This is a genomic window from Variovorax cryoconiti (genome assembly GCF_051216395.1).
Lineage (GTDB): Bacteria > Pseudomonadota > Gammaproteobacteria > Burkholderiales > Burkholderiaceae_C > Variovorax.
Map to the genome: position 1 here is coordinate 60,664 of NZ_JBPJZI010000002.1, position 25,798 is coordinate 86,461.

Genomic DNA, 25,798 nt, shown 5'->3' on the forward strand with positions numbered 1-25,798 from the left:
GGTTGTTGTTGGGATCGGCTAGCCGGCGCGGTGCCGCAGCGCATCGCCGCGCTGCCAGCGCGCCAGGTTGTCAAGAAAGATGTCCAGCACCCGGGCGCCGTTGCCATCCGAATGGCCGGCGCTGTGCGGCGTGACGATCACGTTCTCCAGGTGCCAGAGCGGCGAGTCCGCCGGCAGCGGCTCGTGGGCGAACACGTCCAGGAAGGCGCCGGCCAGGCGGTGCGACGACAGCGCGTCGACCAGGGCCGCCTCATCGACCACCTCGCCGCGCGCCACGTTCAGCAGGTGCGCGCCGGCGGGCAGCAAGGACAGGGCGCGGGCATCGATCAGCTGCTGCGTGCGCGCCGTCAACGGGCAGGCCAGCACCAGCCAGTCGGCCCGTGGCAGCACGCGTGCGATCTGTTCGAAGGCCACGGTCTCCTCGGCACCGTGGGCTGCCGCGTCGCTGCTGCGCACCACGGCCACGCGCATGTCCAGCATCCGCAGGAAGGCGGCGATGCCCTGCGCGATCGGGCCCCAGCCCACGACGACGGCGGTCTGCCCCGTCAGGTCGCGCGGCAGGGCGTCGCCCATGAGCGGCGCCCACCGGGCCTCGCGCTGCGCGGCGAACAGCCGCGGGAGGCGGCGCGCCAGCGCGAGGATGCCGGCGACGGCCGTCTGCACGACGATGCGCGCATTGGCGCCGGACGAGGTGGTCAGCGCCACGCCGCGCCGCATCAGCTCGACGAACACCGGCCGGTCGGCGCCGGCCGAGTGGATGTGGACCCAGCGCAGGCTCGCGGCCGCCAGCAGGCCGTCGTAGAAGACCCGGGTGTCGGGCAGCACCGTGTGCTTGGTCGACAGCCCGGTCACGTCGCGCGTGACGAAGGCGATGTCGGCGTCCTCGCCGGGCGCCACGCGGCGCCAGGGCGCGTCGCCGAGCGTGGCCGAGATGCCCGCACCGGCCTGCGCTTCGCCGGCCTGCGACAGCAGGATGCGCAGCGGCGCGCTCACTCTGCCGTCGCGCCCGAGTCCCGCACGATGAGCTTCCATTTCTCGTACTCCTCGCGGGTGAACTTGCCGAACTGGGCGGGTGGGCCGCCGACCGGGTCGGCGCCTTCGCGGATCATCTGCGCCTCGAGCGAGGGCAGGGCGTCGTTCACCGATTTGTTGACGAGGGCGATCACCTCGGCCGGCGTGCCCTTGGGCGCAAAGAAGCCGAACCACGAGCCGGCCGCGAAGCCGGGGAAGCCCTTCTCGGCGATGGTCGGCACCTCGGGCATCGAGCGCGAGCGCTTGGCGCTGCTGACGGCCAGCGGCCGCAGCTTGCCGGCCTTGATGTGCGCGATGACCGACGGGATCGTTGCGAACATGAACTCGATGCGCCCGCCCAGCAGGTCGGTCAGGGCGTTGGCCCCCTTGTAGGGCACGTGCGTGGTCTGGGCACCGATCTGCTTGCTCAGCATGAAACTCGAGAGATGCGACGAGGTGCCGACACCGGTGGAGCCGTAGTTGAGCTTGCCGGGGTTCGCCTTGGCATAGGCGATGAAGGCCTCGAGCGTCTTGGCCGGCACGTCGGGGTTCACCACCAGCACGTTGGGCACGTCGGCGATCTGCACGACCGGGACCAGGTCCGTCAGCGGGTCGTAGGGCAGCTTCTTGTAGAGCGTCTGGTTCACGGCCATCGGCCCGACGGAATTGACGATGAGCGTGTAGCCGTCGGGCGCTGCGCGCACCACGAACTCGGTGCCGATGTTGCCGCCGCCGCCGGGCTTGTTGTCGATGACGAAGGGCTGCTTGAGCTTCTCCGACAGCTGTTGCGTGACGGCCCGCGCCAGGATGTCGGTGGTGCCGCCGGCGGTGAAGGCCACCACCACCCGGACAGGCTTCGACGGGTAGGCGTCCTGTGCCGTGGCGGCGGTCACGGTGCCGAGCCCGAAGGCGAGGGCGGCGGCCGTGGCGCCGCCTTCGACGAGCCAGCGGCGCCGGCTCGGGCCGTGGGGGATGTGTGTCTTCATCGTTGTCTCCTCGTTCAGGGGGCGGAAGGAAAGTCGTACAGGCGGGCCGGGTTGTCGACCAGCACGCGGCGGCGCAGGCCTTCGTCGGGCAGCCAGCGCGCGAGCAGGCCGAGGAGCACGCCGTCGTCGGGCATCTCGCGTGCTTGGAAGTAGTTGATGTGCGGCCAGTCGCTGCCCCACACCACACGCTCCGGATTGGCCTGCAGCAAGGCCTCGGCGAACGGGTCGATGTCGGCATAGGGCGGACCGAGGCCGGTGTTGCGGTCGGCGCCCGAGATCTTGGTCCAGGCGCTGCCGTCGGCCAGCATCCGGCACAGCATGCGAAAGCCCGGGTCGTCGACGCCGCGCGACGCCGCCATGCGGCCCATGTGGTCGATGACCAGCGGCAGGCCCAGCCGCAGCAGGCGCGGTGCCAGCTCAACGAGGTCGGGCGCGTGGATCCAGATCTGCGCATGCCAGCCGCGCCCTGCGATGCGCGGCGCCAGCGCCTCCAGCACCTCGATGCCCACGCCGTTGCGGTACACCGCGTGGCCGTCGCGGCGGAAGAGGTTCACGCGCACCCCGCGGATGCCGGCGGCGTGCCAGCGGTCGAGTTCGGCGTCGGTGGTGTCGGCCTGCGGCACGGCCACGCCGCGCAGCCGGTCGGGGGAGCGCGACAGCGCATCGAGCACGGCGCCGTTGTCGGTGCCGCTGGCGCTGCCGGTCACCAGCACGCCGCGGGCGAGACCCAGGCGGTCGAGGTGGGCGATGAAGGCATCGCCCGGGTATTCGGCCGGCGTGTAGCTGCGGTCGTCCGCGAGCGGAAAGCGGTCGAAGGGGCCGAACACGTGGGCATGGCTGTCGCACGCCCCCGCAGGTGGCGCGAAGCCGGGCGGGGTGACGGTGTCGAGGGGGGCAAGGCAGGCGCGGGTCATGGTGCGGGCCCGTCCTCAATCGGCCTTCAGCTTGCCGCTCGCGGCCAGCACCTTGGCGCTGGTTTCCTCCTTCTTGAGCATGGCCAGCCATTCGGCCGGCGTCGATGCTTGTGCCGGGCTGCCCACGCTTGCCAGGCGCTGCTTGACGTTGTCGTCGGCCAGCGCCTTGCGCAGCGCGGCATTGAGCGAGTCGACGACGTCCTGCGGCGTGCCGGCCGGTGCGAGCAGGCCGGTGGCCGTGACGGCCTCGAAGTTCGCCAGCCCGGCCTCGCGCAGCGTCGGCACGTTGGGCAGTGCCGGATCGCGCTGGCGCGACATCACCGCCACCGCGCGCAGCGCACCCGACTGGATGTGCGCTGCCGAGCCGCTGAGCTGGTCGACCACCAGGTCGATCTGCCCGCCCATCAGGTCGACCAGCGCCGGTGCCGATCCCTTGTACGGCACGGCGTTGAGCGTGAGCTTGCCCGCCTGTTCGAGCTGCAGCATCGCCACGTGGTTGGTGGTGCCCGGGCCAGCGTGGCCGGCGGCGATCTGGCCCGGCTTGGCGCGCGCGGCCGCGAGCAGTGCGCCGATGTCGGCGTACGGCCCCTGGCCCTTGACCACCATCACCAGCGGCGTGGTGGCGGCCAGCCCGACCGGGCTGAAGTTGTCGAGCGCATAGGTGGTCTTGGTCATCAGCGGCAGCACGACCAGGGCGTTGGGCGTGCTCACCAGCAGCGTGTAGCCGTCGGGCTGCGAACGCGCGACATACGACGTGCCAATGGCGCCCCCGGCCCCCGCACGGTTGTCGACGATGACCGACTGGCCGAGGATCTGGCCCAGTGCTGGCGCCAGCGTGCGCGCCACCACGTCGAGGTTGCCGCCGGGTGCAAAGGGCACCACCAGCGTGACCGGCTTCTGTGGAAACTTCTGGGCGAATGCGGACGTGGCCGCCAGGGCGAAGGCGAGCGCGGCGGCTGCCGCCAGGGCGGCGGAAAGATGTCGTGTGTTCATCGTGTTGTCTCGTTTTGTTCTTGTCGGGGAGGGGTATCGGCGTCAGGTGCGAAAGCTCGGGTCCGTCCGGTCGAGCTTGCGCAGCAGCGCCGGCCATTCCATGAGCCCGTAGGGGCGGCGCGTCCCGGGCTGGTAGTTGTTCCAGGTTTCTTCCAGCACGTGCTGCGGCACGGCTTGCAGCGGCGTGTTGCACGACATCGCACCGATCTGCGCGCGGCACGCCAGTTCGAGCCGGTGCATCCAGTTGAAGGCCTCGCCCACGCTGCGCCCGACCACCAGCGCCCCGTGGTTGCGGAAGATCACCGCTTCGCCGTCGCCCAGGTCGGCCAGGAGCGACGCCTGCTCCTCGGTGTCGAGCACCACGCCCTGGTAGTCGTGGTAGCCGATCTTCAGGAAGCGCATGGCCGTCTGCGTGAGCGGCAGCAGCCCGCAGGCCAGCGACGACACCGCCATCGAGGCCCAGCTGTGCGTGTGGATCACGCAGGCCACTTCATGGCGTGCGTTGTGCACGGCGCTGTGGATCACGTAGCCGGCCTTGTTGATGCCGTAGTCGAGCTCGCCGAAGTCGGGCTTGGCCAGGATGTTGCCGGCGGGGTCGACCTTGATCAGGCTCGACGCCGTGATCTCCTCGTACATCATTCCGTAAGGGTTGATGAGGAAGGCGCCCGGCTCGCCCGGCACATGCGACGAGATGTGGTTGGCCATCATGTCCGACATGCCGAAGATGTCGACCAGCCGGTAGCAGGCGGCCAGGTCGATGCGGGCCTGCCATTCGGCGGCGGAGCACCGGTCCTTCATGGACGAGATCTGGAGTACGCCAGGGGAGGTCATCGTGTTGTCCTTTTTTGAGTCGATGAAAGTCAGTCGGCACCCAGCTGCAGGCGGCTGGGCAGGCGCTTTTCGATCGCGAACTTCAAGAGCGCCGCCGAGCGGAAGATGCCGTGCGCGAACTTGCCGTAGGGCAGCGTGAGAAACAGCGCCATCACCACGCCCAGGTGCACCGCCAGCAGCAGCGCCATGAAGCGCGTGTCGCGCCAGGCCAGCAGCGCCAGCCCGGTGAGGCTGGTCAGCAGCAGCAGGGCGATGAAGCCGCGGTCCATCGGCCGCTGCGCGGCATCGCCATGCGCCGGGTCGCGTCGCAGGTTCAACCACAGCAAGCCAACGGGTCCGATCACCAGGCCGATGCCGCCGGCCGTGCCCAGCAGCACCGGCAGGCTGGTCAGCGCGTAGGGCGCCTGCAGGCCGAAGGCGTAGTGGTAGAGCGTCGCCACGCTGGTCGACGCGAAGCACAGCATGAAGCCATAGAAGGTGAAGTGGTGGAAGCGCCGGCGCCACAGCGTGAAGCGGTCGTCCGCGTTGTTGCAGCCCTCGCCGTGGCCGCCGCCGAGGTACTTCAGCCGCAGCACGTCGTGCACGGCTTCCGCGCTGGCGGCGGCGCGTACCCCGTTGACTTCAGGGCGCGGGTTGTCGACGGCCGGCGACACCTCGCGCCAGAAGCGCCGCGTGCCCATGCCCAGCGCGAAGATCACGAACAGGAACACCGCGCCGAACACCGCCGCCAGGAAGTTGTGCGGAAAGATCGCGTAGAAGTTGCCGGCCAGTGGCTCGTGCAGCAGCGAGCCCGACATCGCCACCGCCAGCACCAGGAACAGCGCCAGCCCGCCGGCCAGCGCCAGCGCCACCGTCAGCCCGGCCCGGCGGTACAGCGCGCCCATGGCCGGCGGCCAGGCGTAGTCGTGGTACGTCTGCAGCCGCACCTCGGCCATGGCGCGCGGCACGTTCACCGCGAACTCGTGCGGCGGCGCGTACTGGCAGGCATGCAGGCAGGCGCCGCAGTTGTGGCACAGGTTGGCCAGGTAATGGGTGTCGGCCTTGCCGAATTCGAGCCGGCGCGTCATGGCGGGGAAGACGGCGCAGAAGCCTTCGCAGTAGCGGCAGGCATTGCAGATCTGCAGGATGCGCGCGACTTCGCCTTCGGCGGCGTTCAGCGGCAGGGCGGGGTGGATCGGGATCACGCGCGCGGAGGCGCTGCCGATGCCGTCCGCGTCGGCACGCGCGCGTGCGACGAGGTCAGTGAGCTGCTGCAAGGGCGGCCTCCGGGGAAACGTGGGGGGTGTTCAGTGCGGCGTGCGCGGCGCGTGTGCCGGCGATGCGGCCGAAGGCGGTGCCGATGCTCATGCCGACACCGGCCGTGTAGCCCTTGCCGAGCACGTTGCCGGCCATCATTTCGCCGGCCACGAAGAGGTTGGGGCTCGGCCGGTCGCCGAAGCGCACGGCCGCTGTCTCGTCGACCTTCAAGCCCAGATAGGTGAAGGTGATGCCCGGGCGCACCGGGTAGGCGGTGAAAGGCGCGGTGTCGAGCGGCCGCGCCCAGTGGGTCTTGGCCGGCGTCACGCCTTCGGTGTGGCAGTCGTCCAGCGCGGTGTGGTCGAAGCGGCCGACGCGGCAGGCCGCGTTGTAGTCCTCGACGGTGCGCACGAAGGTCGTCTCGTCGACGCCGATCTTGCGTGCCAGCTCGCCCAGCGTGGCCGCCTGCGTGCCGCTGAACACCGGTGGCATGAAGCGGCCGACCGCCTTCTGGTCGATGATGGACCAGGCAATCTGCCCCGGCTGCTGTGCCACCAGCCGGCCCCAGATCGCATAGCGCTTGGGCCAGAAGTCTTCGCCCTCGTCATAGAAGCGCTCCGCCTCGCGGTTGACCACCACGCCCAGCGAGACGCAGTCGATCCGGGTGCAGATGCCGCCGTCGTACAGCGGCGCGCGCGCGTCGATCGCCACCATGTGGCCTTGCGACGGGTCGCCGATGCGGTCGGCACCGGCGTCGAGCATCGACTTCAGCAGCACGCCCTGGTTGAAGCGCGTGCCGCGGATGAGGAAGTTGTCGGCCGGCCATTCGCCGCGCTCGTTCTGGCCCCAGGCCTCGCGCAGCCATTCGCGGTTCGATTCGAAGCCGCCCGCGGCCATCACGCAGCTCCTGGCCTCGATGCGTTCGCCGGCTTCGGTGCGCGCGGCCACGAAGCGCTCGCCGTCCAGCTCGACGGAGACGACGGGCGTGTCGTAGCGGATCTGCACGCCGAGCTGTTCGGCACTGCGGAAGTAGGCATTGACCAGCGCCTTGCCGCCGCCCATGAAGAAGGCGTTGGTGCGTGCCACGTGCAGCGCGCCCGAGAGCGGCGGCTGGAAGTGCACGCCGTGGCGGCGCATCCAGTCGCGGCAGTTCGACGACGCGCGGATCGTCAGGCGCGCCAGGTGCTCATCGGTGAGGCCACCGGTGACCTTCAGCAGGTCCTGCCAGTACTCTTCCTCGGGGTAGGCGTCGATCAGCACGTCTTGCGGCGCGTCGTGCATGCAGCGCAGGTTGCGGGTGTGCTGCGAATTGCCGCCGCGCCAGGCTTTCGGTGCGGCTTCGAGCAGCAGCACCGAGGCACCGGCCTCGCGGGCCATCAGGGCGGCGCACAGCGCGGCATTGCCGCCGCCGATCACCAGCACATCGGGTTTGTCTCTCACCGTGATTTCTTCTGTCGTGGGCCAGCCTGGAATCTAGGCCGGCACCGCGCACATGCCTACCCGGCATCGCGCATGCACCCATCACGGATCGTGATGGCTTCAGGCGAGCGAGGCGCCCGGCCAGAGACCGGCGCGGACCAGCGTCTGCGCCGTTTCGGCCAGCACGATCCGGCTGGCGAGCGCGGCCGGGGAGAGCTCGTCGTCCGACAGGCTGCACAGCGCATTGCGCCGCCGCGCGTCGCCGTCCTCGAGCGGCTCGAGGTGGAAGCGCTCGGCCGCATCCGAGAAGCGGCCGACCGCGGCGCCGGGCTGCACGGTCGCGCCGAAGCCGGCGTCGACGGCGTCCATCAGCATCGGCAGCGAATCGATCTCGCCGACCAGGGTCGGCACGAGCTGCGCCCGCACGAAGGCCGCGTCGATCACGCTGCGCAGGCCGTGCGTGCCGGTCGGAAGGATCAACGGGACGGTGGCCAGCTTCTGCATCGTCACCGGCCGCGTGCCGGCCTTCTCGCGGGGCGACAGATGGCGCCGCGCGCGCATGAGGAGCAGCTTTTCCTCCAGCAGCGGCGTCACGCTCCAGCGCTTGGCGCCCTGGGTGTGGAACAGCACCGCCAGGTCGAGCTGGCGTGAATTGAGCATGCCGGTGAGATGGCCCGAAAGGCTCTCGACCATGTGCAGCCGTACATCGGGGTAGCGCTCGCGCATCGCCCGCATGAGGGGCAGCGCGAGCACGGCCGAGGTGGTCGGGGCGAGGCCGATGCTCACCGTGCCGGTCAAGCGCGCGTGCTGTGCGACGAGTGCCGCCTGCGCCGCGTGGCGCAGCGTGAGCTGGGCTTCGCGGAAGAAGGCGAGGCCGGCTTCCGTCGGCACCACGCCCTTGCCGGTGCGCTGCAGCAGGCGTGTGGCGAGTTCGCCTTCGAGCCGGCTGATCTGCTGGCTCAGTGCCGACTGCACCACGCCCAGATCGATCGCGGCGCGGCCCATGCTGCCGAGCTCGACGATGCGGACGAAGTAGCGGAGTTGGCGCAGTTCCATCGCCCGATTGTGCGGCGCCCCCGGGGCCGGTCAGCGGCCGGGCGCCGTCGACCACTCGGCCGCGATGTCGGCCATCACGTCTTGCCCCAGCGTGGGGGCAAGCCGGCGGATGCTGCCCGGCGTGCGCGAAAAGCGGGTGGCGATGCCCAGCCCGGTGAGCGCGCCTTCGGTGGGGTGCTGGTGCTGCTGCACCATGCCGGCCTCGTGCAGGTGCGGGTCGGCCATCACGGCGTCCATCGACAGCACTTCCGAATGCGGGATGTCGGCCTCGGCCAGCAGCGCGAGCCACTGCGCGGTGCGGCGCTCGGCGACCAGGTCGGCCAGCATGCCGTAGAGCGCGTGGATGTTGCGGCTGCGTTGCGCGGGCTCCATGTAGCGCGGGTCTTCGGCCACCTCCGGCCGGCCGGCCAGGCGGAAGAAGCGCTGCCATTGCGCGGTGGTGTAGGGCAGCAGCGCGATAAAGCCGTCCTGCGTGCGGTAGGGGCGGCGCGCGCTGGAGAGCAGGCGCTCGTAGCCCATCGGGCCTTCGGGCGGGTCGAAGGTGCGGCCGGCCAGGTGTTCCATCATCCCGAAGCCGACCAGCGTCTCGAACATCGGCACCTCGATGGCCTGGCCGAGGCCGGAGCGCTCGCGTTCGTACAGCGCCATCGCCACCGCCCAGGCGATGGTCAGGCCCGCAGTCTTGTCCGCGATGATGGTGTTGACGTAGGCCGGCTCGCCGGTCGTGGCGTTGGCCTGGATGGCGGCGATGCCGCTCATCGCCTGGATGATGTCGTCGAAGGCCGGCCGCCCGGCGTAGCGCCCCTGCTCCGAGAAGCCGTAGGCGCCGCAGTAGACGAGCCGCGGGTTGAGCGCGCGCAGCGCGGCGTCGTCCAGGCCCAGGCGCGCCATCGACTTGGGACGCACGTTCGACACGAACACGTCGGCGTTCTTCACCAGTTCGCGCAGGCTCGCCGCGTCGTCCGGCGACTTGAGGTCGAGCACCACGCTGCGCTTGTTGCGGTTGAAGTTGAGGAAGGGCGCCCCCATGCCCGCGTGGCGCGCCGGCCCGGCATGGCGGAAGACGTCGCCGTCGCGCGATTCGATCTTGACCACGTCGGCACCCATGTCGCCCATGATCTGCGTGGCATACGGCCCCATCGCGACCGAGGTGAGGTCGATGACGCGAATGCCCTCGAGCGGCCCGCTCATGACGCGCTGCCCGCGGCCAGCACGCGCACCGCGCGTTCCACGCCGGGGCCGAAGGGGATGCCCTGCACCGTCATCGCGGCTTCGACGCCCGCGAGGCAGCCGAGCACCATGGGTGCATTGAGGTCGCCCAGGTGGCCGATGCGGAAGAGGCGGCCGGCCAATGCGCCGAGGCCGCCGGCGATGCCGACATGGAAGCGTTCGCGCGCCACGCGTCGCAAAGCCTCGGGGTCGATGCCTTCGGCGACGGCGATGGTGGTGACCGACACCGACCGCGCGGCGGGCACCTGCACGTGGAAGGACAGGGCGCCGCCTTCGCTCCAGCCTTCGACCGCCGCGTGCACGGCGTCGGCCAGCAGGCGATGCCGCGCGATCACGGCGTCGAAGCCTTCGTGCGCCACCAACGCGAGCGCGGCCTCGAGCCCGAACAGCATCGCCTGCGGCGGCGTGCCCGCGAACTTGCGGTAGTTGAGTTCGCTCTGGCGGCGCTGCCAGTCCCAGTAATAGCGCGGCAGCGTGTTGGCGCGCGCGACCTGCATCGCCTTGTCGTTCACCGCCACGAAGGACAGGCCGGGCGGCATCATCAGTGCCTTCTGCGACGCGCCGATGGCGACGTCCACGCCCAGCGCGTCCATCGCGAAGGTCGCAGCGCCGAGCGAGGCCACCACGTCGACCACGAACAACGCCGGGTGGCCGGCCGCATCGAGCGCCGCGCGGAAAGCGGCGAGGTCGCCGGTCACGCCGCTGGCCGTGTCGGTGTGCACCGCGAACAGCGCGACGATCTCGCGCGCTGCGTCGGCGCGCAGCGCTGCTTCGACCGCTTCGGCGCTCGCCGGATGGCCCTCCACCCACGGCGTGCGCAACACGCGCACGCCCAGCGCCTCGGCATGCAGCGCCCAGGTTTCCGCGAACGGCCCGCTGCCCGCCATCAGCACGCAGGCGCCCGGCGCCGCGATGTTCGTGATGGCGGCTTCCCAGGCGCCGTGGCCGTTCGCCGCATACATGAACACGTCGTGCGTCGTGCCGAACACCTGCTTGAGCCCGCTTTCGCAGCGCGCAATGAGCGCGTCCAGCGCCGGGTCGCCCAGTTCCATGGGCTGGGTGCTCATCGCGTCGAGCACGAGTTTCGGCAGATGGGTCGGGCCGGGGGCGTGAAGGAAGGCGGCGCCGGGAACGCGGGGCGAGGAGGTCACGGTGGGAATCCTGGAAAGCGTGAAAAGTGGAGGCACGCGAAAAAGCGCGCACGGAGCTTGCTTATGTAAATTGATTAGCGATCTTCAAGTATCGCAAAGTGATACATAAAGGGCATCTTGCACGTTTTGAAGGCGTTTGGACAGCAGGGTTAGTACGGGGCGCACCGGGATTGCTCCGCTGCACCGAATCGGCGAACATTATCTAGATACGATATTAAAGAATCGCAATGCAATATTTAAGACATCGAACGGAAACGACGGAATGACGACCTTGAGCATCGAAGACTACGTGGCGCTGGACGGCCTCGGCATGGCCGAGCTGCTGGCGCAAGGCAAGACCACCCCCGAGGCGCTGATGCGCTGCGCGATCGACATCGCGCGCCAGCGCGCCGACCTCAACGCGCTGACCTACGAGCGATTCGACGCCTCGATCGACCTCGCGCACGGCTGGCGGCAACGCGGCGTGTTCGGCGGCATCCCGTTCCTGCTGAAGGATTCGGGGCTGGCGTCCACGCGCTTCCCGTCGAGCATCGGCTCGCGCCTGCTCGACGACACCACCTACAACATCAACGCCACGCTGACCGACCGCTTCGAGGCGGCCGGCCTGCTCGCCTTCGCGCGCAGCACCGTGTCGGAGCTGTGCATGGGCCCGTCGACCGAAGCCGTGCGCAACGGCGGCCCCACGCTCAACCCGTGGGACCGCAGCCGCTCGGTCGGCGGCTCCAGCGGCGGGGCGGCGGTGGCGATCGCCGCCGGCATCGTGCCGATCGCGCACGGCAGCGACGGCGGCGGCTCGATCCGCCTGCCCGCCGCCAGCTGCGGCGTGTACGGCCTGAAGCCTTCCCGTGGCCGCGTGCCGATGGGCCCGTTCCGCGGCGAAGGCTGGGGCGGCATGGCGGTCGACGGCGTGCTGAGCCGAAGCGTGCGCGACACGGCCGCCGCGATGGACGCCATCAGCGGCTACGAACCCGGCGCGCCCTACAGCGCGCCGCCGAAGGAGGGCAGCTACCTCGAACTGATCGCGCGCGCGCCGACGAAGCCCCTGCGCATCGGCGTGTGGCGCCAGGCCTGGAACGACATCGCCATCGCGCCCGAATGCCTGGCCGCCGTCGACCGCACGGTCGCGTTGTGCCGCGACATGGGCCACGAGATCGTCGAAGTGCCGCTGCCCGACATCGACTACGACGGCTTCATCCGCGCACACGGCACGATGCTGGCGTCGAACATCGTGGTGGCGGTCGACAACCGCGTGAAGCTGCGGGGCCGGCCGCTCGGTGACGACGACATCGAGGAAGTCATCCGCGACGGGTACGCCGTGGGTAAGGGCCTGACGGCCGCGCAGTACGTCGAATCGATCCAGCGCCTGCACGCCATCGGCCGTGCCTTCGACCACGCGATGCGCGACTGCGACCTCGTCATCAGCACCACGCTCACGCAGCTGCCGATGCAACTCGGCGAACTCGCGCTCAAGGGCGGCTTCTGGGACTTCCGCCAGAAGGTGTCGCGCTACGCGACCTTCCTGGCCGTCATCAACGCCTCGGGCCAGCCGGCCGCCACGCTGCCGATGAACTGGACCGACGCCGGCGTGCCGATCGGCACCCAGCTCATCGGCCGCTTCGGCCGCGAAGACCTGGTGCTGGCGCTGTCGGCGCAGCTCGAACAGGCGGCACCGTGGGCGCATCGCCGTCCGGCTTTCGCCTGATCCCCCACCGTTCACGCCCCCTTTCATCTCAACCCTTCCGAAGGAATCGTATGAAGAAGAACCTGCTCCTCGCCGCTGCCGCCCTGTGCGCGGCCCTGGTCCTGCCGGCGGTGCCTAGCGCCGCGCAGGCCCAGACCTCGGTCAAGGTCGTGATGCACGCGCCGTTGCGTGTGCTCGACCCCATCTTCACCAACGCCTACGTGACGCGCAACCACGGCTACCTGGTGTTCGACACGCTGTTCTCGCTCGACAACGAGGGCAAGCCGCAGCCGCAGATGGTCGACAGCTACAAGCTCTCGGCCGACAAGCTGACCTACACCTTCAAGCTGCGCAATGGCCTCAAGTTCCATGACGGCACACCCGTCACGTCGGACGACGTCATCGCGTCGATCACCCGCTGGGCGGCGCGCGACGGCCTGGGCACGCGCCTCCTGGCCACGACCGAGAAGATGACCGCGGTCGACGCGTCGACCTTCACGCTGCAGCTGAAGAAGCCCTACGGCCTGGTGCTCGATTCGCTGGCCAAGCCCGGCTCGCCGGTGCCTTTCATCATGCCCAAGCGCCTGGCCTCGACCTCGCCCAACGAGGCGATCACCGAGATGGTCGGCTCCGGCCCGTACAAGTTCGTGCAGGGCGACTTCCAGCCCGGCGTGAAGGCGACGTACCTGAAGTTCGCCGACTACGTGCCGCGCAACGAGCCGGCCGCCAACTTTTCCGGCGGCAAGGTCGTGACCATCGATCGCCTCGAAGTCGTGAACATCGCCGACGGCCAGACCGCGGTGAACGCGCTGCGCAACGGCGAGATCGACTTCATCGAGAACGTCGCGCCGGACCTGCTGGAGCAACTGGTCGGCGTGAAGAACGTCAAGGCCGAGCCCAAGAGCCGCGAGACCAACATGTACACCCTGCGCATGAACTGGTTGCAGCCGCCCTTCGACAACGTGAAGGTGCGCCGCGCCGCCATGGCCGCGCTGTACCAGCTCGATTACCTCGACGCCTCCATCGGCGACCCCAAGCGCTACCGCGTCTGCGGCGCGGTGCTCAGCTGCGGCTCGCCCTACAAGACCGACGACGGCGCGCCGCAGGTCCACAAGCCCGACCTCGCCAAAGCCAAACAGATGCTCAAGGACAGCGGCTACAAGGGCGAGAAGGTCGTGGTGCTGCATTCCACCGACGTGCGCAGCCTGGTCAACATCGCGCCTATCACGGCGCAGGCGCTGCGCAGCATCGGCATGAATGTCGACATGCAGGCGATGGACTTCACCACGCTGCTGGCGCGCCGCACCAAGAAGGACCCGGTCGACAAGGGCGGCTGGAGCATCTTCCAGTCGAGCCTGGCGACGGTCGACCTGATCAACCCGGTGGCCAACCCCAACCTCGACGGCCGTGGCGAGGTCGGCTACGCCGGCTGGACCAAGGACGACACGATGGAAGGCCTGCGCGACCAGTTTGCCACCGAGACCGAGCCGGCCAAGCGGGCCGACATCGCCAAGGCGATCCAGAAGCGTTCGTACGACGAGGTGATGTATGTGCCGCTGGGCGAAGTCATCGAATACAAGGCCTACACGCCGAAGATCGGCAAGCTGGTCGACGCGCAGCTGCCGCTGTTCTGGTCGAGCAAGTGACGCGCGAAGCCTTCTCGACAAGGAGCGTCCCGTGCTGAGCCTCGTCCTCAAACGGCTGGTGGCGGCCATCCCGGTCGTGCTCATCGTGGCCACCGTGGTGTTCCTGCTGCTGCGCATGGCCCCTGGCGACCCGGCGCGCGTCATTGCGGGCGACATGGCGAGCGAAGAGACCATCGCGCAGATCCGCACCAACCTCGGGCTCGACCGGCCGCTGCCCGTGCAATACGGCATCGCGATGGGTTCGCTGGTGAAGGGTGACCTCGGCACGTCGATCGTGTCGAAGCAGCCGGTGGCATCGCTCATCGCCGCGCGCCTCGGCCCGACCGCCGCGCTCGCGCTGACCTCGCTGCTGCTCACGGTGATGATCGCCATTCCGCTGGGCGTGCTCTCGGCCTGGTGGCACCGCCGCACCTTCGACCGCCTGACCATGGCGCTGACGGTGATGGCCTTCTCGGTGCCGGCCTTCGTGGTCGGCTATGTGCTCATCCTGCTGTTCTCGGTCACGCTCAACTGGTTTCCGGTGCAAGGCTACGCGCCGCTGGCCGACGGCGTGGGGCGCTTCCTGTACCAGCTGGTGCTGCCGAGCCTGACGCTGGCCACCGTGTTCGTCGCACTCATCACGCGCATCACGCGGGCCAGCATGCTCGACGTGCTGGGCGAGGACTTCGTGCGCACCGCGCGCGCCAAGGGCGCCCCCGAGCGCTACGTGCTGTTCCGCCATGCGCTGCGCAACGCGGCGGCGCCCATCGTGACCGTCGTCGGCGTCGCCATCACCACGCTCATCAGCGGCGTGGTCGTGACCGAGACCATCTTCAACATCCCCGGCGTCGGCAGCCTGATCGTCGACGCGGTGCTGGCACGCGACTACCCGGTGGTGCAGGGGACGATTCTGTTCTTCTCCTTCATCTATGTGTTCGTGAATCTGGCGATCGACCTGATCTATGTGCTCCTTGATCCGCGCATTCGCTACTGAAATGCCATGACCATGACCGTTGCTCTCTCTCCGCCACCCCGCTCGCGCCTGCGTGCCGCCGCCCGCGTGGTTCTGCACGACCGCGTGATGCTGTGGTCGTTGTTGCTCCTGCTGCTGCTCGTCGCGGTGTCGGTGTTCGCGCCCCTGCTTACCGCGCACGACCCGGCCATCCTGTCGCCGCGCGACCGCCTCAAGGGCGTGTCGGGCGCGCACTGGCTGGGCACCGATTCGCTCGGCCGCGACCTGTTCGCGCGCATCCTCTACGGCGGTCGCCTGTCGATCACGCTGGCCGTGCTGGTGAGCGTGAGTTCGGTGATCGTCGGCCTGTTCTTCGGCCTGGTCGCCGGCTTCTTCCGCCGGCTCGACGCGCCGATCATGCGGTTGATGGACGGCATCATGGCCATCCCCGGCCTGCTGCTGGCCATCGCGATGGTGGCGCTCGGTGGCGCACAGATCTCGACCATGGTGCTGGCCATCGCCATCCCCGAGGTGCCACGGATCGCACGCCTGGTGCGCAGCGTGGTGCTGTCGGTGCGCGAGGAGCCGTACGTCGAAGCGTCGTTCGGCATGGGCTCGTCGACGCTGCGCGTGCTGGTGTGGCACATCCTGCCGAGCACCATCAACCCGCTGGTGGTGCAGGCGACCTTCGTCTGCGCCGCGGCGATCCTCACCGAAGCGGTGCTGGGCTTCCTCGGCCTGGGCTTTCCGCCCGAGGTGCCGAGCCTGGGCAGCATCATTGCCGAGGGCCGGCCTTACTTCCAGCGCGCGCCCTGGATCATCCTTTTCCCCGGCGCCTTCCTGGCGCTCTTGATCCTGGCCATCAACATGTTCGGCGACGCGCTGCGCGACCGACTCGACCCGCGTTTGGCACGGAAGGGCCGGAACTGATGACGACCGCCGCCACCCCCATCCTCGAGGTCAAGAACCTCCACGTGCGCCTGCCGGGCACCAGCGACCGCACCTACGCCGCGCAGGACATCAGCCTGACCGTCGCACCGAAGGAGATCGTCTGCATCGTCGGCGAGTCCGGCTCGGGCAAGTCGGTCACGGCCGGCGCCGTCATGGGCCTGCTGCCCCCGGGCGTGCTCACGCTGGAGAGCGGGCAGATCCTGCTCGAAGGCCGGGACATCACGCACAGCACGCGCAGCCAGCTGCGCGCCTTGCGCGGCGACCGCATGGCGATGATCTTCCAGGAGCCGATGACTGCGCTGAACCCGCTGATGCGCGTGGGCGACCAGATCGCCGAGGTCTTCGAGTTCCACCAGCCGTCGCTCAACGCGGCCGAGGTCTCGCAGCGCGTGCTTGGCTTGCTGGTCGACGTCAAGCTGCCGTCGCCCGAGACGCTGCGCAGTGCCTTTCCGCATCAGCTCTCGGGCGGACAACGGCAGCGCGTGATGATCGCGATGGCGCTGGCGATGAAGCCGGCGCTGATCATCGCGGACGAGCCCACCACCGCGCTCGACGTGACCTCGCAGGCACAGGTGCTGCGCCTCTTGAACGAGCTGCGCGACAAGCACGACAACGGCGTGCTCTTCATCACGCACGACTTCGACGTGGTGGCCGAGATCGCCGACCGCGTGATCGTCATGCAGCATGGCTGCATCGTCGAGAGCGGCACCGCCGCCGAGGTGCTGCGCAACCCGCAGCAGCCGTACACGAAGAAGCTGCTGGCGGCGGTGCCTCGCGGCGAGTTCGGTGCGCAACCGCAGGAGGGCGCCGCCGACACCGTGCTGTCGGTGAAGGACCTCACCGTGCGCTACGAGACGGCGAGCTTCTTCGCCTCGCGTCGGCGTGTGGTGAATGCGCTGGGCGGCGTGACGTTGTCGCTGGCGCGCGGCGAAACGCTGGGCATCGTCGGCGAGTCGGGCTCCGGCAAGACCACGCTGGGCCGTTGCCTCGCGCACATGGCGGCGCCGACCTCGGGCCAGATCCTGCTCGACGGCATCGACGTGACGCATCTGTCGCGCTCGCAATGGCGCGCGCACTGCAAGCGCGTGCAGATGATCTTCCAGGACCCGTACCGCTCCTTCAACCCGCGCATGAAGATCGGCAGCTCGCTGGCCGAAGGGCCGATGAACTACGGCGAGTCGCGCGAGGCCGTGCAGGCGCGCATGCTGCGCATGCTGGCGCTGGTGCGGCTCGACGCCAGTGCGCTCGACCGCTTTCCGCACGAGTTCTCGGGCGGCCAGCGCCAGCGGCTGTCGATCGCCCGCGCGCTGATGATGGAGCCCGAGGTGCTCATCGCCGACGAGGCGGTGTCGGCCCTCGACGTCTCGGTGCAGGCGCAGATCCTCGACCTGCTGGAAGAGATCCGCGAGCGCCTGGGCCTGAGCATCGTCTTCATCACGCACGACCTGCGGGTCGCGGCGCGGCTGTGCCACCGCATCGCGGTGATGCAGCAGGGCGTGGTGGTCGAACTGGGCACCGCACGCGCGGTGTTCGAGCAACCAATGGCCGGCTACACCCGTGAACTGCTCGCCGCCATTCCCGGCAAGAAGGCCCATGCCGAGGCGCTGGAGGCCGTGGCATGACGCGCGTCGCCCTCATCAGCCAGTCGGCCAACCTGGCGTACTTCGGCCCGCTGCTGCAGGCCGCCGCGCCCGAGCTCGACGTCGTGGTGTGGCCCGACCCGGCCTTCCGCGAGGCCGAGGTGGCGATGTGCTGGAACGCGCCGCCCGGCGTGTACTCGGAGATGCCCCGGCTGCAGCTGGTGCACAGCATCGCCGCCGGCGTCGACAACGTGGTCGCGGGGCAGGACCTGCGCGGCCTGCCGGTCTGCCGCGTGGTCGACCCGAAGCTGGCCGAAGGCATGGTGCAGTACGTGCTGTGGTCGGTGCTGTACTTCCACCGCAGTCTCGACGTCGCCTTCGCCAATCAGCGCAACGCGGTGTGGAAGCGGCCGCTGCAGACGCCGGCCTCGCAATGCCGCGTCGGCGTGATGGGCCTGGGCAGGCTCGGCGGCGCCATCGTTCAGCAACTGGTCGCCCTGGGCTACGCGGTCAACGGCTGGTCGCGCAGCGCGCATGCCATCGACGGCATGGCGTCGTTCACCGGGCCAGAGGCCTTCGACGACTTCCTGGCCGTCACCGACGTGCTGGTCTGCGTGCTGCCGCTGACCGATGCCACGCGCGGCATCCTCGGCAAGAACACCTTCGACAAGCTGCCGCGCGGCGCCGCCATCGTGAACTGCGGCCGCGGCGAGCACCTGGTCGCCCACGACCTGCTGGGCGCGCTCGACAGCGGCCAGCTGCGCGGCGCCGTGCTCGACGTGTTCGCGCAGGAGCCGCTGCCGGCCGACGACCCGCTGTGGTGCGCGCCCGGCGTGGTCGTCACGCCGCACATGGCGACCATGGCGTCGTCGGCCGTGGTGGCCGAGCAGGTCGCGCACAACGTGCGGCGCCTGGTCGCCGGTGAGCCGCTCGCCCACGTGGTCGACCTGGGCCGCGGCTACTGATTCTTCTCTTATCGATTCTTCCCTGGAGACTCCATGCGTTCCGCAGACCCCGCCATTTCCGTTCCCATTCCGACCCGCTCCCCGCTCGACCCGCAGGTCGAGCAGTTCGTCCGCGCCATGGACGCCGATGCCAGCCGCTTCGGCCGCCGCGAGACGGTGTCGATCGCCCAGGCGCGCGACATCGCCGAGACGGTGCGCCGCCGCTGGGTCGAGGGCGGCCCGGTGATGGCCAACCGCGCCGAGCACACGGTGCCCACACGGCACGGCGACGTGCTGATCCGCGCGCACTACCCGCAGGTGCGCGCGCTGCCCGGCGTGTTCGTCTACCTGCACGGCGGTGGCTTCGTGCTGGGCAGCCTCGACACGCACGACCGCGTGATGCGCGAGTACGCGCAGCGCGCGGGCATCGTCGTCATCGGCGTGCACTACACCCGCGCGCCGGAGGCGAAGTTCCCGCGGCCGATGCAGGAGTGCGCCGACGTGCTGCGCTGGGTGTCGGCCCACGGCGAGCTGCTCGCGGTCGACACCTCGCAGCTCTTCGTCGGTGGCGACTCGGCCGGCGCTATCTTCTCGATGGGCGCGAGCCTGGAGATGCGCGACCGCGGCGAATCGCTGCTCAAGGGCATCGTGCTGAACTACGGCAGCATGAGCAGCAACCTGTGCCGCAACTCGGTCATCCAGTACGGCGGCGGCGACTACGGCCTGTCGTTGCTGAGCATGGTGTGGTTCCGCGCCATGCACTTCACCAGCGGCGCCGACTTCACCGACCCGCGCATCGACATCCTGCGCGCCGACCTGCGCGGCCTGCCGCCGACCTGGATGGTGGTGGCCGAATGCGACCCGGTGCACGACGACATGATCGAACTCGACCGCCTGATGCGCGAGGCCGGCAACGAGGTGCAGAAGAAGGTCTACCCCGGCGCGGCGCACAGCTTTCTCGAAGCGGTGTCGATCTCCGACCTGGCGGTGGAGGCGTTCGAGGACACCGCACGCTGGCTGCGCGAGCAGTCGGCCGTCTGATTCCCGGGGACCCGTCATGTACCAACAACCGGCCTACGCCGAATCCGACATCGCCGCGCTGCACGCCGGCATGCATGCGTGGAGTTTCGCCACGCTGGTCACCCACGGCCGCAGCGGCATCCAGTCGACGCCACTGCCCTTCCTGTTCGATGCCGATCGGGGCCCGCACGGCACGCTGGTCACGCACCTCGCGCGCCACAACCCGGTTTACGCCGACCTGCGCGAGGCCGACGAGGTGCTGGTGATCTTCCAGGGGCCGCACGCCTTCGTCTCGCCGAGCTGGTACGCGCAGCAGATGACCTTCCCGACCTGGAACTACACGCTCATCCACGCGCGCGGCAAGCCGGTGCTCGACGAGTCGGAAGCGGCGGTGATGCGCACGCTGCGCCGCACCGTCGCGCGTTACGACACGCCGCTCGGCGGCGCATGGGACTTCGAAGCGATCCCGATGTCGCATGCCGGATCGCGCCTGAAGGTCATCGGCGCGCTGGAAATCCCGATCGAGACCTTGTCGGGGAAGATGAAGCTGAACCAGGACAAGTCGGTCGAAGACCGGCGCGGCGTCGTGGCGGCGCTCGAGTCACTGGGCGAGCCCGACGGCCTGGCCGTGGCGCGGCTCATCCGTGCGCAGCCCGACATGCAGAACGCCTTTGCTTCCCAACCCATCGCGAGCCCGTCATGAACCTTGCCGACCTCCCGCTTTCCCATGCTGCCGACGCCAGCGCCGTGTCGGCCGAGCCCACCGAGGCGCAGGTGCGCCACGACCTGGCCGCGCTCTACCGGCTGATCGCGCACTTCAAGATGACCGACCTCATCGACACGCACATCAGCGCGCGCGTGCCGGGGCCGGAGCATCATTTCCTCATCAACCGTTACGGCGTGCTCTTTCACGAGATGCGGCCCGAGGACCTGGTGAAGATCGACACCGACGGCAACCCGGTCGACCCCGGCGATGACGACACCAACCGGGTGAACGCAGCCGGCTTCACCATCCATTCGGCCATCCACATGGCCCGGCACGACCTGAGCTGCGTGATCCATACGCACACGGCCGACGGCATGGCGGTGGCCTGCCGCAAGAAGGGGCTGCTGCCGATCACGCAGCATGCGCTGCGCTTCTACGACCGGTTGGGTTATCACGACTACGAGGGCATCGCGCTCGACCTGGCCGAGCGCGACCGGCTGGTGGCCGACATGGGCACGCACAAGGCCATGATCCTGCGCAACCACGGCCTGCTGGCCGCGGGCCGCACCATCCCCGAAGCCTTCGTGAACATCTACTACCTCGAGCGCGCCTGCCAGGCGCAGGTCAAGGCGACGATGGGTGGGGACGAGCTCGTCTACCCGTCGGCCGAGGTGTGCGAGCGCACGGCGCGGCAGTTCGAGCGGCCGACCGCGATGGCGTATTGCGAGCGCGTGTGGAAGGCGGCGCTGCGGCTGCTCTGAACCTGGGGCTCAGGACAGCCCGGGCTTGCCGCTCAGCGCCCGCGTCGCGCCGATCAGCATCGGCGAGAAGCGCTTGGCGAACTCCTCGGCCGTCCAGTCGGCGAGCGAGCCGGAGATGTCGATGGCGGCGATGGGCTTGCCTTCGTGGTCGAGCACCGCACTCGCCAGGTTGATCTCGCCCAGCATGCTTTCTTCGGAGGCCAGCGCGTAGCCGTCCGCCCCGGCCTGTGCCACCAGTTCGCGGATGCGGGCCGGATCGGTCACGGTGCGCGAGGTGAGCGGCGTGGCGCTCGAGCGCGCGATGATGTCGTCGACCGTCTCCGCCGGCAGATGCGACATCACGGCGCGGCCGCTGGCGGTGTGGATGGTCGCCAGCCGCCGGCCGATCAGCGTTGTCGTGTAGGTCTGGCGCTTGGTCTGGCGGCGCAGCGCGAAGATGATGGTGAGGTCGTCGAACAGGCTCAGCTCGACGCGCTCGCCCGACTCCTTCTGCACGTCCACGATCAGCGGCGTGGCGCGCTCCAGCAGCGGCACGCTGCGCAGGTAGTCGAATGTGCGCTCCAGGATCTTCTTGCCCAGCACGAAGCCCCGTCCGTTCACGCCCCGCTCCAGGTAGCCCAGCGACACCAGCGTGTAGGCCATGCGCTGCGCGGCGCTGCGGTCCATGTCGCAGAAGGTGGCGATGTCGTTGAGGCTCAGCGGCGACGGATGGTCCGCGAAGCACTCGAGCACGCGCATGCCCTTGGCCAGCGATTGGATGTAGAGCGTGTCGGTGCGGGGAGCGGTCGTCATTCGATGGGGTGGGCAGCGCGACCGCAGCCGCAAGGCCCGAGGATAACGCGCAATGTATTGCGATGCGCCCGCCGTCGATCGAATATCGATCTTGGAAGAACGTCTGCAGGGGTGCAGGATCGGACCCTCGCTGTGCGTTTCGTCAGGCCTGCGCGAGGCCGGCATTTTGGGGCACAGGCGATGCGACTGACGACGACACAAGGAGCATGACCCATGTCCGATGCACTCCGACCCGCGGCCGAACTGGCCACCCATGCCCGGACGCCTTTTCCCGGCGCCTCCGCCGCCTACGACGCCGCGCGTGAGGCGCTGCTGGCCGAAGAAATCGAGTTCCGACGGCACGCCACCCGCCTGGTCGCGCAGCGCCAGGCGCTGCCGCCCGGCCCGGTCATCGCGAAGAACTACCGTTTCAAGGACGAGCAGGCCTTCGAGGTCGGATTGCGCGATCTGTTCGGCGACAAGGACACGCTGGTCGCCTACTTCTGGATGTACGGCCCGCAGCGCGAGCGGCCTTGTCCGATGTGCACCAACATGCTGGGCGCGCTGAACGGCAACGCCGCCGACATCAAGCAGCGCGTGGCGCTGAAGGTGCTCGGGCGCTCGTCGGTCGAGCGCCAGTTCGCCTTTGCGCAGGAGCGTGGCTGGCGCGACCTGAACTTCGTGCAGACGGTCGGCGACGACTGGGCCGAGGACCTCGGCGTGCTCATGCCCGATGGCAGCGAGTACCCCGCGCTCACCGTCTTCCATCGCGAGGGCGACACGGTGCGGCTGTTCTGGGCCAGCGAGATGACGGGCGAGATGGCCGATCCCGGGCAGGACCCGCGCGATTCGCCCGACATCGCGTCGCTGTGGTCCATCCTCGACCTGACGCCGGGCGGGCGCGGGACCGACTGGTACCCGAAACTCAACTACTGACGGGCCCGCCGATCAGTCCCAGGCCGGCGCCAGGCCTTCGGGGCTGGTGAGGCGCTCGTTGCGGTCGAGCGCGGCGATGCGCGCCATGTCGGCGTCGCCGAGCTTGAGTTGCTGCGCCAGCAGGTTGCTCGCCAGGTTCTCGCGCTTGGTCGACGAGGGGATCACCGCGTAGCCCAGTTGCATGGCCCAGGCCAGCACCACCTGCGCCGGCGTCGCGTTGTGCGCCTTGGCGATGGCATCGATCACCGGATCCTTCAGCGCCTTGCCGTAGGCCAGCGTCATGTACGAGGTGATGTGGATGCCCTGGCTCTTCGCGAAATCGACCACCTTGCCGTTCTGCAGGAAGGGCGAGAGCTCGATCTGGTTCGTCGCGATGTTCTCCGCGCCCACCGCCGCGATGGCTTCCTTCATCAGCGCGATGTTGAAGTTGGAAATGCCGATGCGCTTGGTCAGGCCCTGCGCCTTGGCGTCCATCATCGCGCCCATGAACTCGGCGACCGGCACTTCGTTCTTCGGCGAGGGCCAGTGGATCAGCGTCAGGTCGACTTGGGTCGTGCGCAGCTTCTGCAGGCTGTCTTTCAAGCTCGGCACCAGCTTGTCCTTCGCGTAGTTCGCGGTCCAGATCTTGGTCGTGATGAAGAGTTCGTCGCGCGGCACGCCGCTCTCGGCGACCGCCTGGCCGACCTCGGCTTCGTTGCCGTAGATCTGCGCGGTGTCGACGAGGCGGTAGCCCAGTTCGAGGCCGGTGCGGACCGAGTCGATGACGACCTGGTCCTTCAGGCGGAAGGTGCCGAGGCCGAAGGCGGGAATGGTGTTCGTGTGCATGGTGTCGTTGTCCTTTGAGAAGTGATCAGTGGCCGACCGGCATCGGGCCGTCGGTACGTACGGGAATGCCGCTGCGTTGGTCGAGCTTTCCGCTCCATTGCGTGAGGGCGAGCGAGACCAGCACCACCAGCGCGCCGATCCACGGCGTGTGCATCAGCCCCAGGTGCGTGACGATCAGGCCACCGGCCCAGGCCGCGCCGGCGATGCCGAGGTTGAAGGCCGCGATGTTCAGACCCGAGGCCACGTCGACCGCCTGCGGCGTGAAGCGCTCCGCCTGCTTCACCACGTAGACCTGCAGGCCCGGCACGTTGCCGAAAGCGACCGCGCCCCAGGCCAGCACGGTGGCCAGCGCCAGCCACTTGTGCGGCGCGGTGAATTGCAACACCAGCAGCACGGCGGCTAGCAGCGCGAAGATGATCTTCAGCGCCGGGATCGGCCCCATCTTGTCCGCCAGCTTGCCGCCCCAGATGTTGCCCGCCGCGACCGACACGCCGTACACCAGCATCACCCAGCCGACCGCGCCGACGCTGAAGCCCGACACGTCGGTGAGGATCGGCGCGAGAAAGGTGAAGGGAATGAACGATCCGCCGTAGCCGATGGCCGTCTTGGCGTACACCAGCAAGAGGCGCGGTTCGGCCAGCACCTTGGCCTGCTGCACCAGCGAGGCCGGCGCGCTGTGGCGGATGTCGGTCGGCACGAAGATCCAGCTGCCGATGAAGGCGATCACGCCCAGCGCCGAGACGGCCAGGAAGGTCTCGCGCCAACCGAAGTGCTGGCCGATGAAGGTGCCCAGCGGCACGCCGGTGACCAGTGCGACGGTGAGGCCGGTGAACATGATCGCGATGGCGCTCGCGGCCTTCTCCTTGGGCACCAGGCCGGTCGCGATGGTCGAGCCGATCGAGAAGAACACGCCGTGCGCCAGGCCGGTGAGGATGCGTGCGGCGACGAGTGTCTCGTAGCTGGGCGCCTGCCATGCCAGCAGGTTGCCGGCGGTGAAGAGCGCCATCAGCCCGAGCAGCAGCGCCTTGCGCGGCACCTTGCCGGTCAGCGCGGTGAGCACCGGCGCGCCGACGGCGACGCCGAGTGCGTACAGGCTGACCAGCAGGCCGGCCGATGGCAGGCCGATGCCGAGGTCGGCCGCCACGGTGGGCAGCAGGCCGACGATCACGAACTCGGTCGTGCCGATGGCGAAGGCGCTGAGGGTCAGCGCGAGGAGGGCGATGGGCATGAAAGGAACTCCGTTGAAAGGATTGCACGGAGTGTCGGCCGATCGTCTTTGCAGAAAAACCCCGTAGTCCGGCAAAGACTGTTGATTCAAAATCAACAGTGATGAAAACCACCCTCGAAGAACTGCAGGCCTTCACGGCCGTGGCCGGCGCCGGCTCGATCACGGCGGCCGCGGAGCAACTGGGTCAGACGGTGTCGGGCGTGAGCCGCGCCCTGGGCCGGCTCGAAAAGAAGCTCGACACCACGCTGCTGCGCCGCACGACACGCCGCATCGCGCTCACGGAGGAAGGCGCGGCCTTCCTCGCCCACGCGCGCGCCATCCTCGCGTCGATCGACGAGGCCGAGGAGCAGATGGCGGCGCGCCGCCAGAAGCCCGCCGGCCGGTTGCGGGTGAACGCGGCGACGCCCTTCATGCTGCATGCCGTCGTGCCGCTGGTGCCGGAATTCCGCCGGGCCTACCCGCAGATCACGCTGGAGCTCGACACCGACGAGCTCAACATCGACCTGCTGGAGCGCCGCACCGACATCGCGATCCGCATCGGCGCGCTGCGCGACTCCACCCTGCACGCGCGTCCGCTGGGCACCAGCCGCATCCGCGTGCTCGCCAGCCCAGCCTACCTGGCCGAGCATGGCCGGCCGAAGAACGTGGCAGCGCTCGCCAAGCACACGGTGTTGGGCTTCACGCAGCCGGAGTCGCTCAACCGCTGGCCGCTGCGCGGCGCGCACGGCGACGAATGGCAGATCGCGCCGGACATCACGGCGTCGAGCGGCGAGACGCTGCGTCAGCTGGCGCTGCAGGGGGCGGGCATCGTCTGCCTGTCGGACTTCATGACCGCAGCCGACCGCACGCGAGGCGATCTGGTGCAACTGCTGGCCAAGGACACGGTGGAGGTGCGGCAGCCGCTCAACGCGGTGTACTACCGCAACACGCAGCTGGCGGCGCGCATCGCGTGCTTCCTGGACTTCCTGGCCGCGCGACTCGGCCCCTGAGC

24 protein-coding genes are annotated in these 25,798 nt (G+C 69.3%); 11 read left to right on the forward strand and 13 right to left on the reverse strand.

Annotation, left to right across the window (positions count from 1 at the left end):
• Window positions 1–18: 18 nt before the first annotated feature.
• From ACSFA2_RS05070 to ACSFA2_RS05115, 10 genes are all read right to left on the reverse strand, one after another.
• Window positions 19–1,032, reverse strand: coding sequence for a D-2-hydroxyacid dehydrogenase (locus tag ACSFA2_RS05070; protein WP_435454227.1), 1,014 nt, complete (start codon window positions 1,030–1,032; stop codon window positions 19–21).
• A complete protein-coding gene (locus ACSFA2_RS05075) occupies window positions 990–1,997 on the reverse strand; it encodes a Bug family tripartite tricarboxylate transporter substrate binding protein (protein ID WP_435454228.1) in 1,008 nt (335 codons plus the stop codon). The genes ACSFA2_RS05070 and ACSFA2_RS05075 overlap by 43 nt, the downstream gene beginning before the upstream one ends.
• 14 nt (window positions 1,998–2,011) lie before the next feature.
• Window positions 2,012–2,911 (reverse strand): amidohydrolase family protein, encoded by a 900-nt coding sequence (locus ACSFA2_RS05080; RefSeq protein WP_435454229.1) that lies wholly within the window; start codon window positions 2,909–2,911, stop codon window positions 2,012–2,014.
• Between the two features lie 15 nt (window positions 2,912–2,926).
• A complete protein-coding gene (locus ACSFA2_RS05085) occupies window positions 2,927–3,904 on the reverse strand; it encodes a tripartite tricarboxylate transporter substrate binding protein (protein WP_435454230.1) in 978 nt (325 codons plus the stop codon).
• A 42-nt stretch (window positions 3,905–3,946) separates the two neighbouring features.
• Window positions 3,947–4,735: a class II aldolase/adducin family protein gene (locus ACSFA2_RS05090; protein ID WP_435454231.1), complete on the reverse strand. Its 789-nt coding sequence runs from the start codon at window positions 4,733–4,735 to the stop codon at window positions 3,947–3,949.
• Window positions 4,736–4,764: 29 nt separating this feature from the next.
• The gene (gene tcuB, locus ACSFA2_RS05095) at window positions 4,765–5,991 is read right to left on the reverse strand and encodes a tricarballylate utilization 4Fe-4S protein TcuB (protein ID WP_435454232.1); all 1,227 of its coding nucleotides are present in this window, start codon (window positions 5,989–5,991) and stop codon (window positions 4,765–4,767) included.
• Window positions 5,975–7,411 carry an FAD-dependent tricarballylate dehydrogenase TcuA gene (tcuA, locus tag ACSFA2_RS05100; RefSeq protein ID WP_435454233.1) on the reverse strand — a complete coding sequence of 479 codons (1,437 nt, stop codon included), beginning with the start codon at window positions 7,409–7,411 and terminating at the stop codon, window positions 5,975–5,977. The genes tcuB and tcuA overlap by 17 nt, the downstream gene beginning before the upstream one ends.
• A gap of 99 nt (window positions 7,412–7,510) precedes the next feature.
• Window positions 7,511–8,446, reverse strand: coding sequence for a LysR family transcriptional regulator (locus tag ACSFA2_RS05105; RefSeq protein ID WP_435454234.1), 936 nt, complete (start codon window positions 8,444–8,446; stop codon window positions 7,511–7,513).
• 30 nt (window positions 8,447–8,476) lie between these two features.
• Complete coding sequence (locus ACSFA2_RS05110) at window positions 8,477–9,637, reverse strand: CaiB/BaiF CoA transferase family protein (protein ID WP_435454235.1); 1,161 nt, start codon at window positions 9,635–9,637, stop codon at window positions 8,477–8,479.
• Entirely contained in the window at window positions 9,634–10,827 is a 1,194-nt protein-coding gene (locus ACSFA2_RS05115) for a pyridoxal-phosphate-dependent aminotransferase family protein (RefSeq protein WP_435454236.1), read from the reverse strand. The genes ACSFA2_RS05110 and ACSFA2_RS05115 overlap by 4 nt, the downstream gene beginning before the upstream one ends.
• 271 nt (window positions 10,828–11,098) lie before the next feature.
• On the opposite strand from ACSFA2_RS05115, the gene ACSFA2_RS05120 reads away from it, so the two are divergent.
• Genes ACSFA2_RS05120 through ACSFA2_RS05160 form a run of 9 tightly spaced genes read left to right on the forward strand, consistent with a single transcriptional unit; the run spans window position 11,099 to window position 21,047 of the window.
• A complete protein-coding gene (locus ACSFA2_RS05120) occupies window positions 11,099–12,529 on the forward strand; it encodes an amidase (protein ID WP_435454237.1) in 1,431 nt (476 codons plus the stop codon).
• Between the two features lie 50 nt (window positions 12,530–12,579).
• Window positions 12,580–14,154 (forward strand): ABC transporter substrate-binding protein, encoded by a 1,575-nt coding sequence (locus ACSFA2_RS05125; protein ID WP_435454238.1) that lies wholly within the window; start codon window positions 12,580–12,582, stop codon window positions 14,152–14,154.
• A gap of 31 nt (window positions 14,155–14,185) precedes the next feature.
• Window positions 14,186–15,127: an ABC transporter permease gene (locus ACSFA2_RS05130; protein WP_435454239.1), complete on the forward strand. Its 942-nt coding sequence runs from the start codon at window positions 14,186–14,188 to the stop codon at window positions 15,125–15,127.
• A 12-nt stretch (window positions 15,128–15,139) separates the two neighbouring features.
• A complete protein-coding gene (locus tag ACSFA2_RS05135; RefSeq protein WP_435454240.1) occupies window positions 15,140–16,015 on the forward strand; it encodes an ABC transporter permease in 876 nt (291 codons plus the stop codon).
• The gene (locus tag ACSFA2_RS05140; protein WP_435454241.1) at window positions 16,015–17,658 is read left to right on the forward strand and encodes a dipeptide ABC transporter ATP-binding protein; all 1,644 of its coding nucleotides are present in this window, start codon (window positions 16,015–16,017) and stop codon (window positions 17,656–17,658) included. The genes ACSFA2_RS05135 and ACSFA2_RS05140 overlap by 1 nt, the downstream gene beginning before the upstream one ends.
• Window positions 17,655–18,581, forward strand: a complete 927-nt coding sequence (locus ACSFA2_RS05145) for a 2-hydroxyacid dehydrogenase (protein WP_435454242.1) — start codon at window positions 17,655–17,657, stop codon at window positions 18,579–18,581. The genes ACSFA2_RS05140 and ACSFA2_RS05145 overlap by 4 nt, the downstream gene beginning before the upstream one ends.
• A 33-nt stretch (window positions 18,582–18,614) precedes the next feature.
• Complete coding sequence (locus ACSFA2_RS05150) at window positions 18,615–19,601, forward strand: alpha/beta hydrolase fold domain-containing protein (protein ID WP_435454243.1); 987 nt, start codon at window positions 18,615–18,617, stop codon at window positions 19,599–19,601.
• Between the two features lie 16 nt (window positions 19,602–19,617).
• Complete coding sequence (locus ACSFA2_RS05155) at window positions 19,618–20,283, forward strand: FMN-binding negative transcriptional regulator (protein WP_435454244.1); 666 nt, start codon at window positions 19,618–19,620, stop codon at window positions 20,281–20,283.
• The gene (locus ACSFA2_RS05160; protein WP_435454245.1) at window positions 20,280–21,047 is read left to right on the forward strand and encodes a class II aldolase/adducin family protein; all 768 of its coding nucleotides are present in this window, start codon (window positions 20,280–20,282) and stop codon (window positions 21,045–21,047) included. Before ACSFA2_RS05155 ends, ACSFA2_RS05160 begins: the two co-directional genes overlap by 4 nt.
• A 9-nt stretch (window positions 21,048–21,056) precedes the next feature.
• Here the strand turns inward: ACSFA2_RS05160 and ACSFA2_RS05165 are convergent, their stop codons facing one another.
• Window positions 21,057–21,839 (reverse strand): IclR family transcriptional regulator, encoded by a 783-nt coding sequence (locus tag ACSFA2_RS05165; RefSeq protein WP_435454246.1) that lies wholly within the window; start codon window positions 21,837–21,839, stop codon window positions 21,057–21,059.
• A gap of 213 nt (window positions 21,840–22,052) precedes the next feature.
• Here ACSFA2_RS05165 and ACSFA2_RS05170 point away from each other — a divergent pair, with 213 nt between their 5' ends.
• Window positions 22,053–22,754 carry a DUF899 family protein gene (locus ACSFA2_RS05170; protein ID WP_435454247.1) on the forward strand — a complete coding sequence of 234 codons (702 nt, stop codon included), beginning with the start codon at window positions 22,053–22,055 and terminating at the stop codon, window positions 22,752–22,754.
• 12 nt (window positions 22,755–22,766) lie between these two features.
• Here ACSFA2_RS05170 and dkgB read toward each other — a convergent pair whose 3' ends face one another.
• Both dkgB and ACSFA2_RS05180 read right to left on the reverse strand, forming a co-directional pair.
• Window positions 22,767–23,579: a 2,5-didehydrogluconate reductase DkgB gene (dkgB, locus tag ACSFA2_RS05175; RefSeq protein WP_435454248.1), complete on the reverse strand. Its 813-nt coding sequence runs from the start codon at window positions 23,577–23,579 to the stop codon at window positions 22,767–22,769.
• Between the two features lie 25 nt (window positions 23,580–23,604).
• On the reverse strand, window positions 23,605–24,807 hold the full coding sequence (locus ACSFA2_RS05180; RefSeq protein WP_435454249.1) for an MFS transporter: 1,203 nt from the start codon (window positions 24,805–24,807) through the stop codon (window positions 23,605–23,607).
• A gap of 101 nt (window positions 24,808–24,908) precedes the next feature.
• Between ACSFA2_RS05180 and ACSFA2_RS05185 the strand changes: the two genes are divergently transcribed.
• Window positions 24,909–25,796 carry a LysR substrate-binding domain-containing protein gene (locus tag ACSFA2_RS05185; protein ID WP_435454250.1) on the forward strand — a complete coding sequence of 296 codons (888 nt, stop codon included), beginning with the start codon at window positions 24,909–24,911 and terminating at the stop codon, window positions 25,794–25,796.
• The last annotated feature ends 2 nt before the right edge of the window (window positions 25,797–25,798 follow it).

Excerpts from the sequence above, each read along its gene's own strand:
- ACSFA2_RS05070 (WP_435454227.1), bottom strand. The coding sequence starts at position 1,032 with ATGGAAGCTCATCGTGCGGGACTCGGGCGCGACGGCAGAGTGAGCGCG.
- ACSFA2_RS05075 (WP_435454228.1), bottom strand. The coding sequence starts at position 1,997 with ATGAAGACACACATCCCCCACGGCCCGAGCCGGCGCCGCTGGCTCGTC.
- ACSFA2_RS05080 (WP_435454229.1), bottom strand. The coding sequence starts at position 2,911 with ATGACCCGCGCCTGCCTTGCCCCCCTCGACACCGTCACCCCGCCCGGC.
- ACSFA2_RS05085 (WP_435454230.1), bottom strand. The coding sequence starts at position 3,904 with ATGAACACACGACATCTTTCCGCCGCCCTGGCGGCAGCCGCCGCGCTC.
- ACSFA2_RS05090 (WP_435454231.1), bottom strand. The coding sequence starts at position 4,735 with ATGACCTCCCCTGGCGTACTCCAGATCTCGTCCATGAAGGACCGGTGC.
- ACSFA2_RS05105 (WP_435454234.1), bottom strand. The coding sequence starts at position 8,446 with ATGGAACTGCGCCAACTCCGCTACTTCGTCCGCATCGTCGAGCTCGGC.
- ACSFA2_RS05110 (WP_435454235.1), bottom strand. The coding sequence starts at position 9,637 with ATGAGCGGGCCGCTCGAGGGCATTCGCGTCATCGACCTCACCTCGGTC.
- ACSFA2_RS05125 (WP_435454238.1), top strand. The coding sequence starts at position 12,580 with ATGAAGAAGAACCTGCTCCTCGCCGCTGCCGCCCTGTGCGCGGCCCTG.
- ACSFA2_RS05135 (WP_435454240.1), top strand. The coding sequence starts at position 15,140 with ATGACCGTTGCTCTCTCTCCGCCACCCCGCTCGCGCCTGCGTGCCGCC.
- ACSFA2_RS05140 (WP_435454241.1), top strand. The coding sequence starts at position 16,015 with ATGACGACCGCCGCCACCCCCATCCTCGAGGTCAAGAACCTCCACGTG.
- ACSFA2_RS05145 (WP_435454242.1), top strand. The coding sequence starts at position 17,655 with ATGACGCGCGTCGCCCTCATCAGCCAGTCGGCCAACCTGGCGTACTTC.
- ACSFA2_RS05150 (WP_435454243.1), top strand. The coding sequence starts at position 18,615 with ATGCGTTCCGCAGACCCCGCCATTTCCGTTCCCATTCCGACCCGCTCC.
- ACSFA2_RS05155 (WP_435454244.1), top strand. The coding sequence starts at position 19,618 with ATGTACCAACAACCGGCCTACGCCGAATCCGACATCGCCGCGCTGCAC.
- ACSFA2_RS05160 (WP_435454245.1), top strand. The coding sequence starts at position 20,280 with ATGAACCTTGCCGACCTCCCGCTTTCCCATGCTGCCGACGCCAGCGCC.
- ACSFA2_RS05165 (WP_435454246.1), bottom strand. The coding sequence starts at position 21,839 with ATGACGACCGCTCCCCGCACCGACACGCTCTACATCCAATCGCTGGCC.
- ACSFA2_RS05170 (WP_435454247.1), top strand. The coding sequence starts at position 22,053 with ATGTCCGATGCACTCCGACCCGCGGCCGAACTGGCCACCCATGCCCGG.
- dkgB (WP_435454248.1), bottom strand. The coding sequence starts at position 23,579 with ATGCACACGAACACCATTCCCGCCTTCGGCCTCGGCACCTTCCGCCTG.
- ACSFA2_RS05180 (WP_435454249.1), bottom strand. The coding sequence starts at position 24,807 with ATGCCCATCGCCCTCCTCGCGCTGACCCTCAGCGCCTTCGCCATCGGC.
- ACSFA2_RS05185 (WP_435454250.1), top strand. The coding sequence starts at position 24,909 with ATGAAAACCACCCTCGAAGAACTGCAGGCCTTCACGGCCGTGGCCGGC.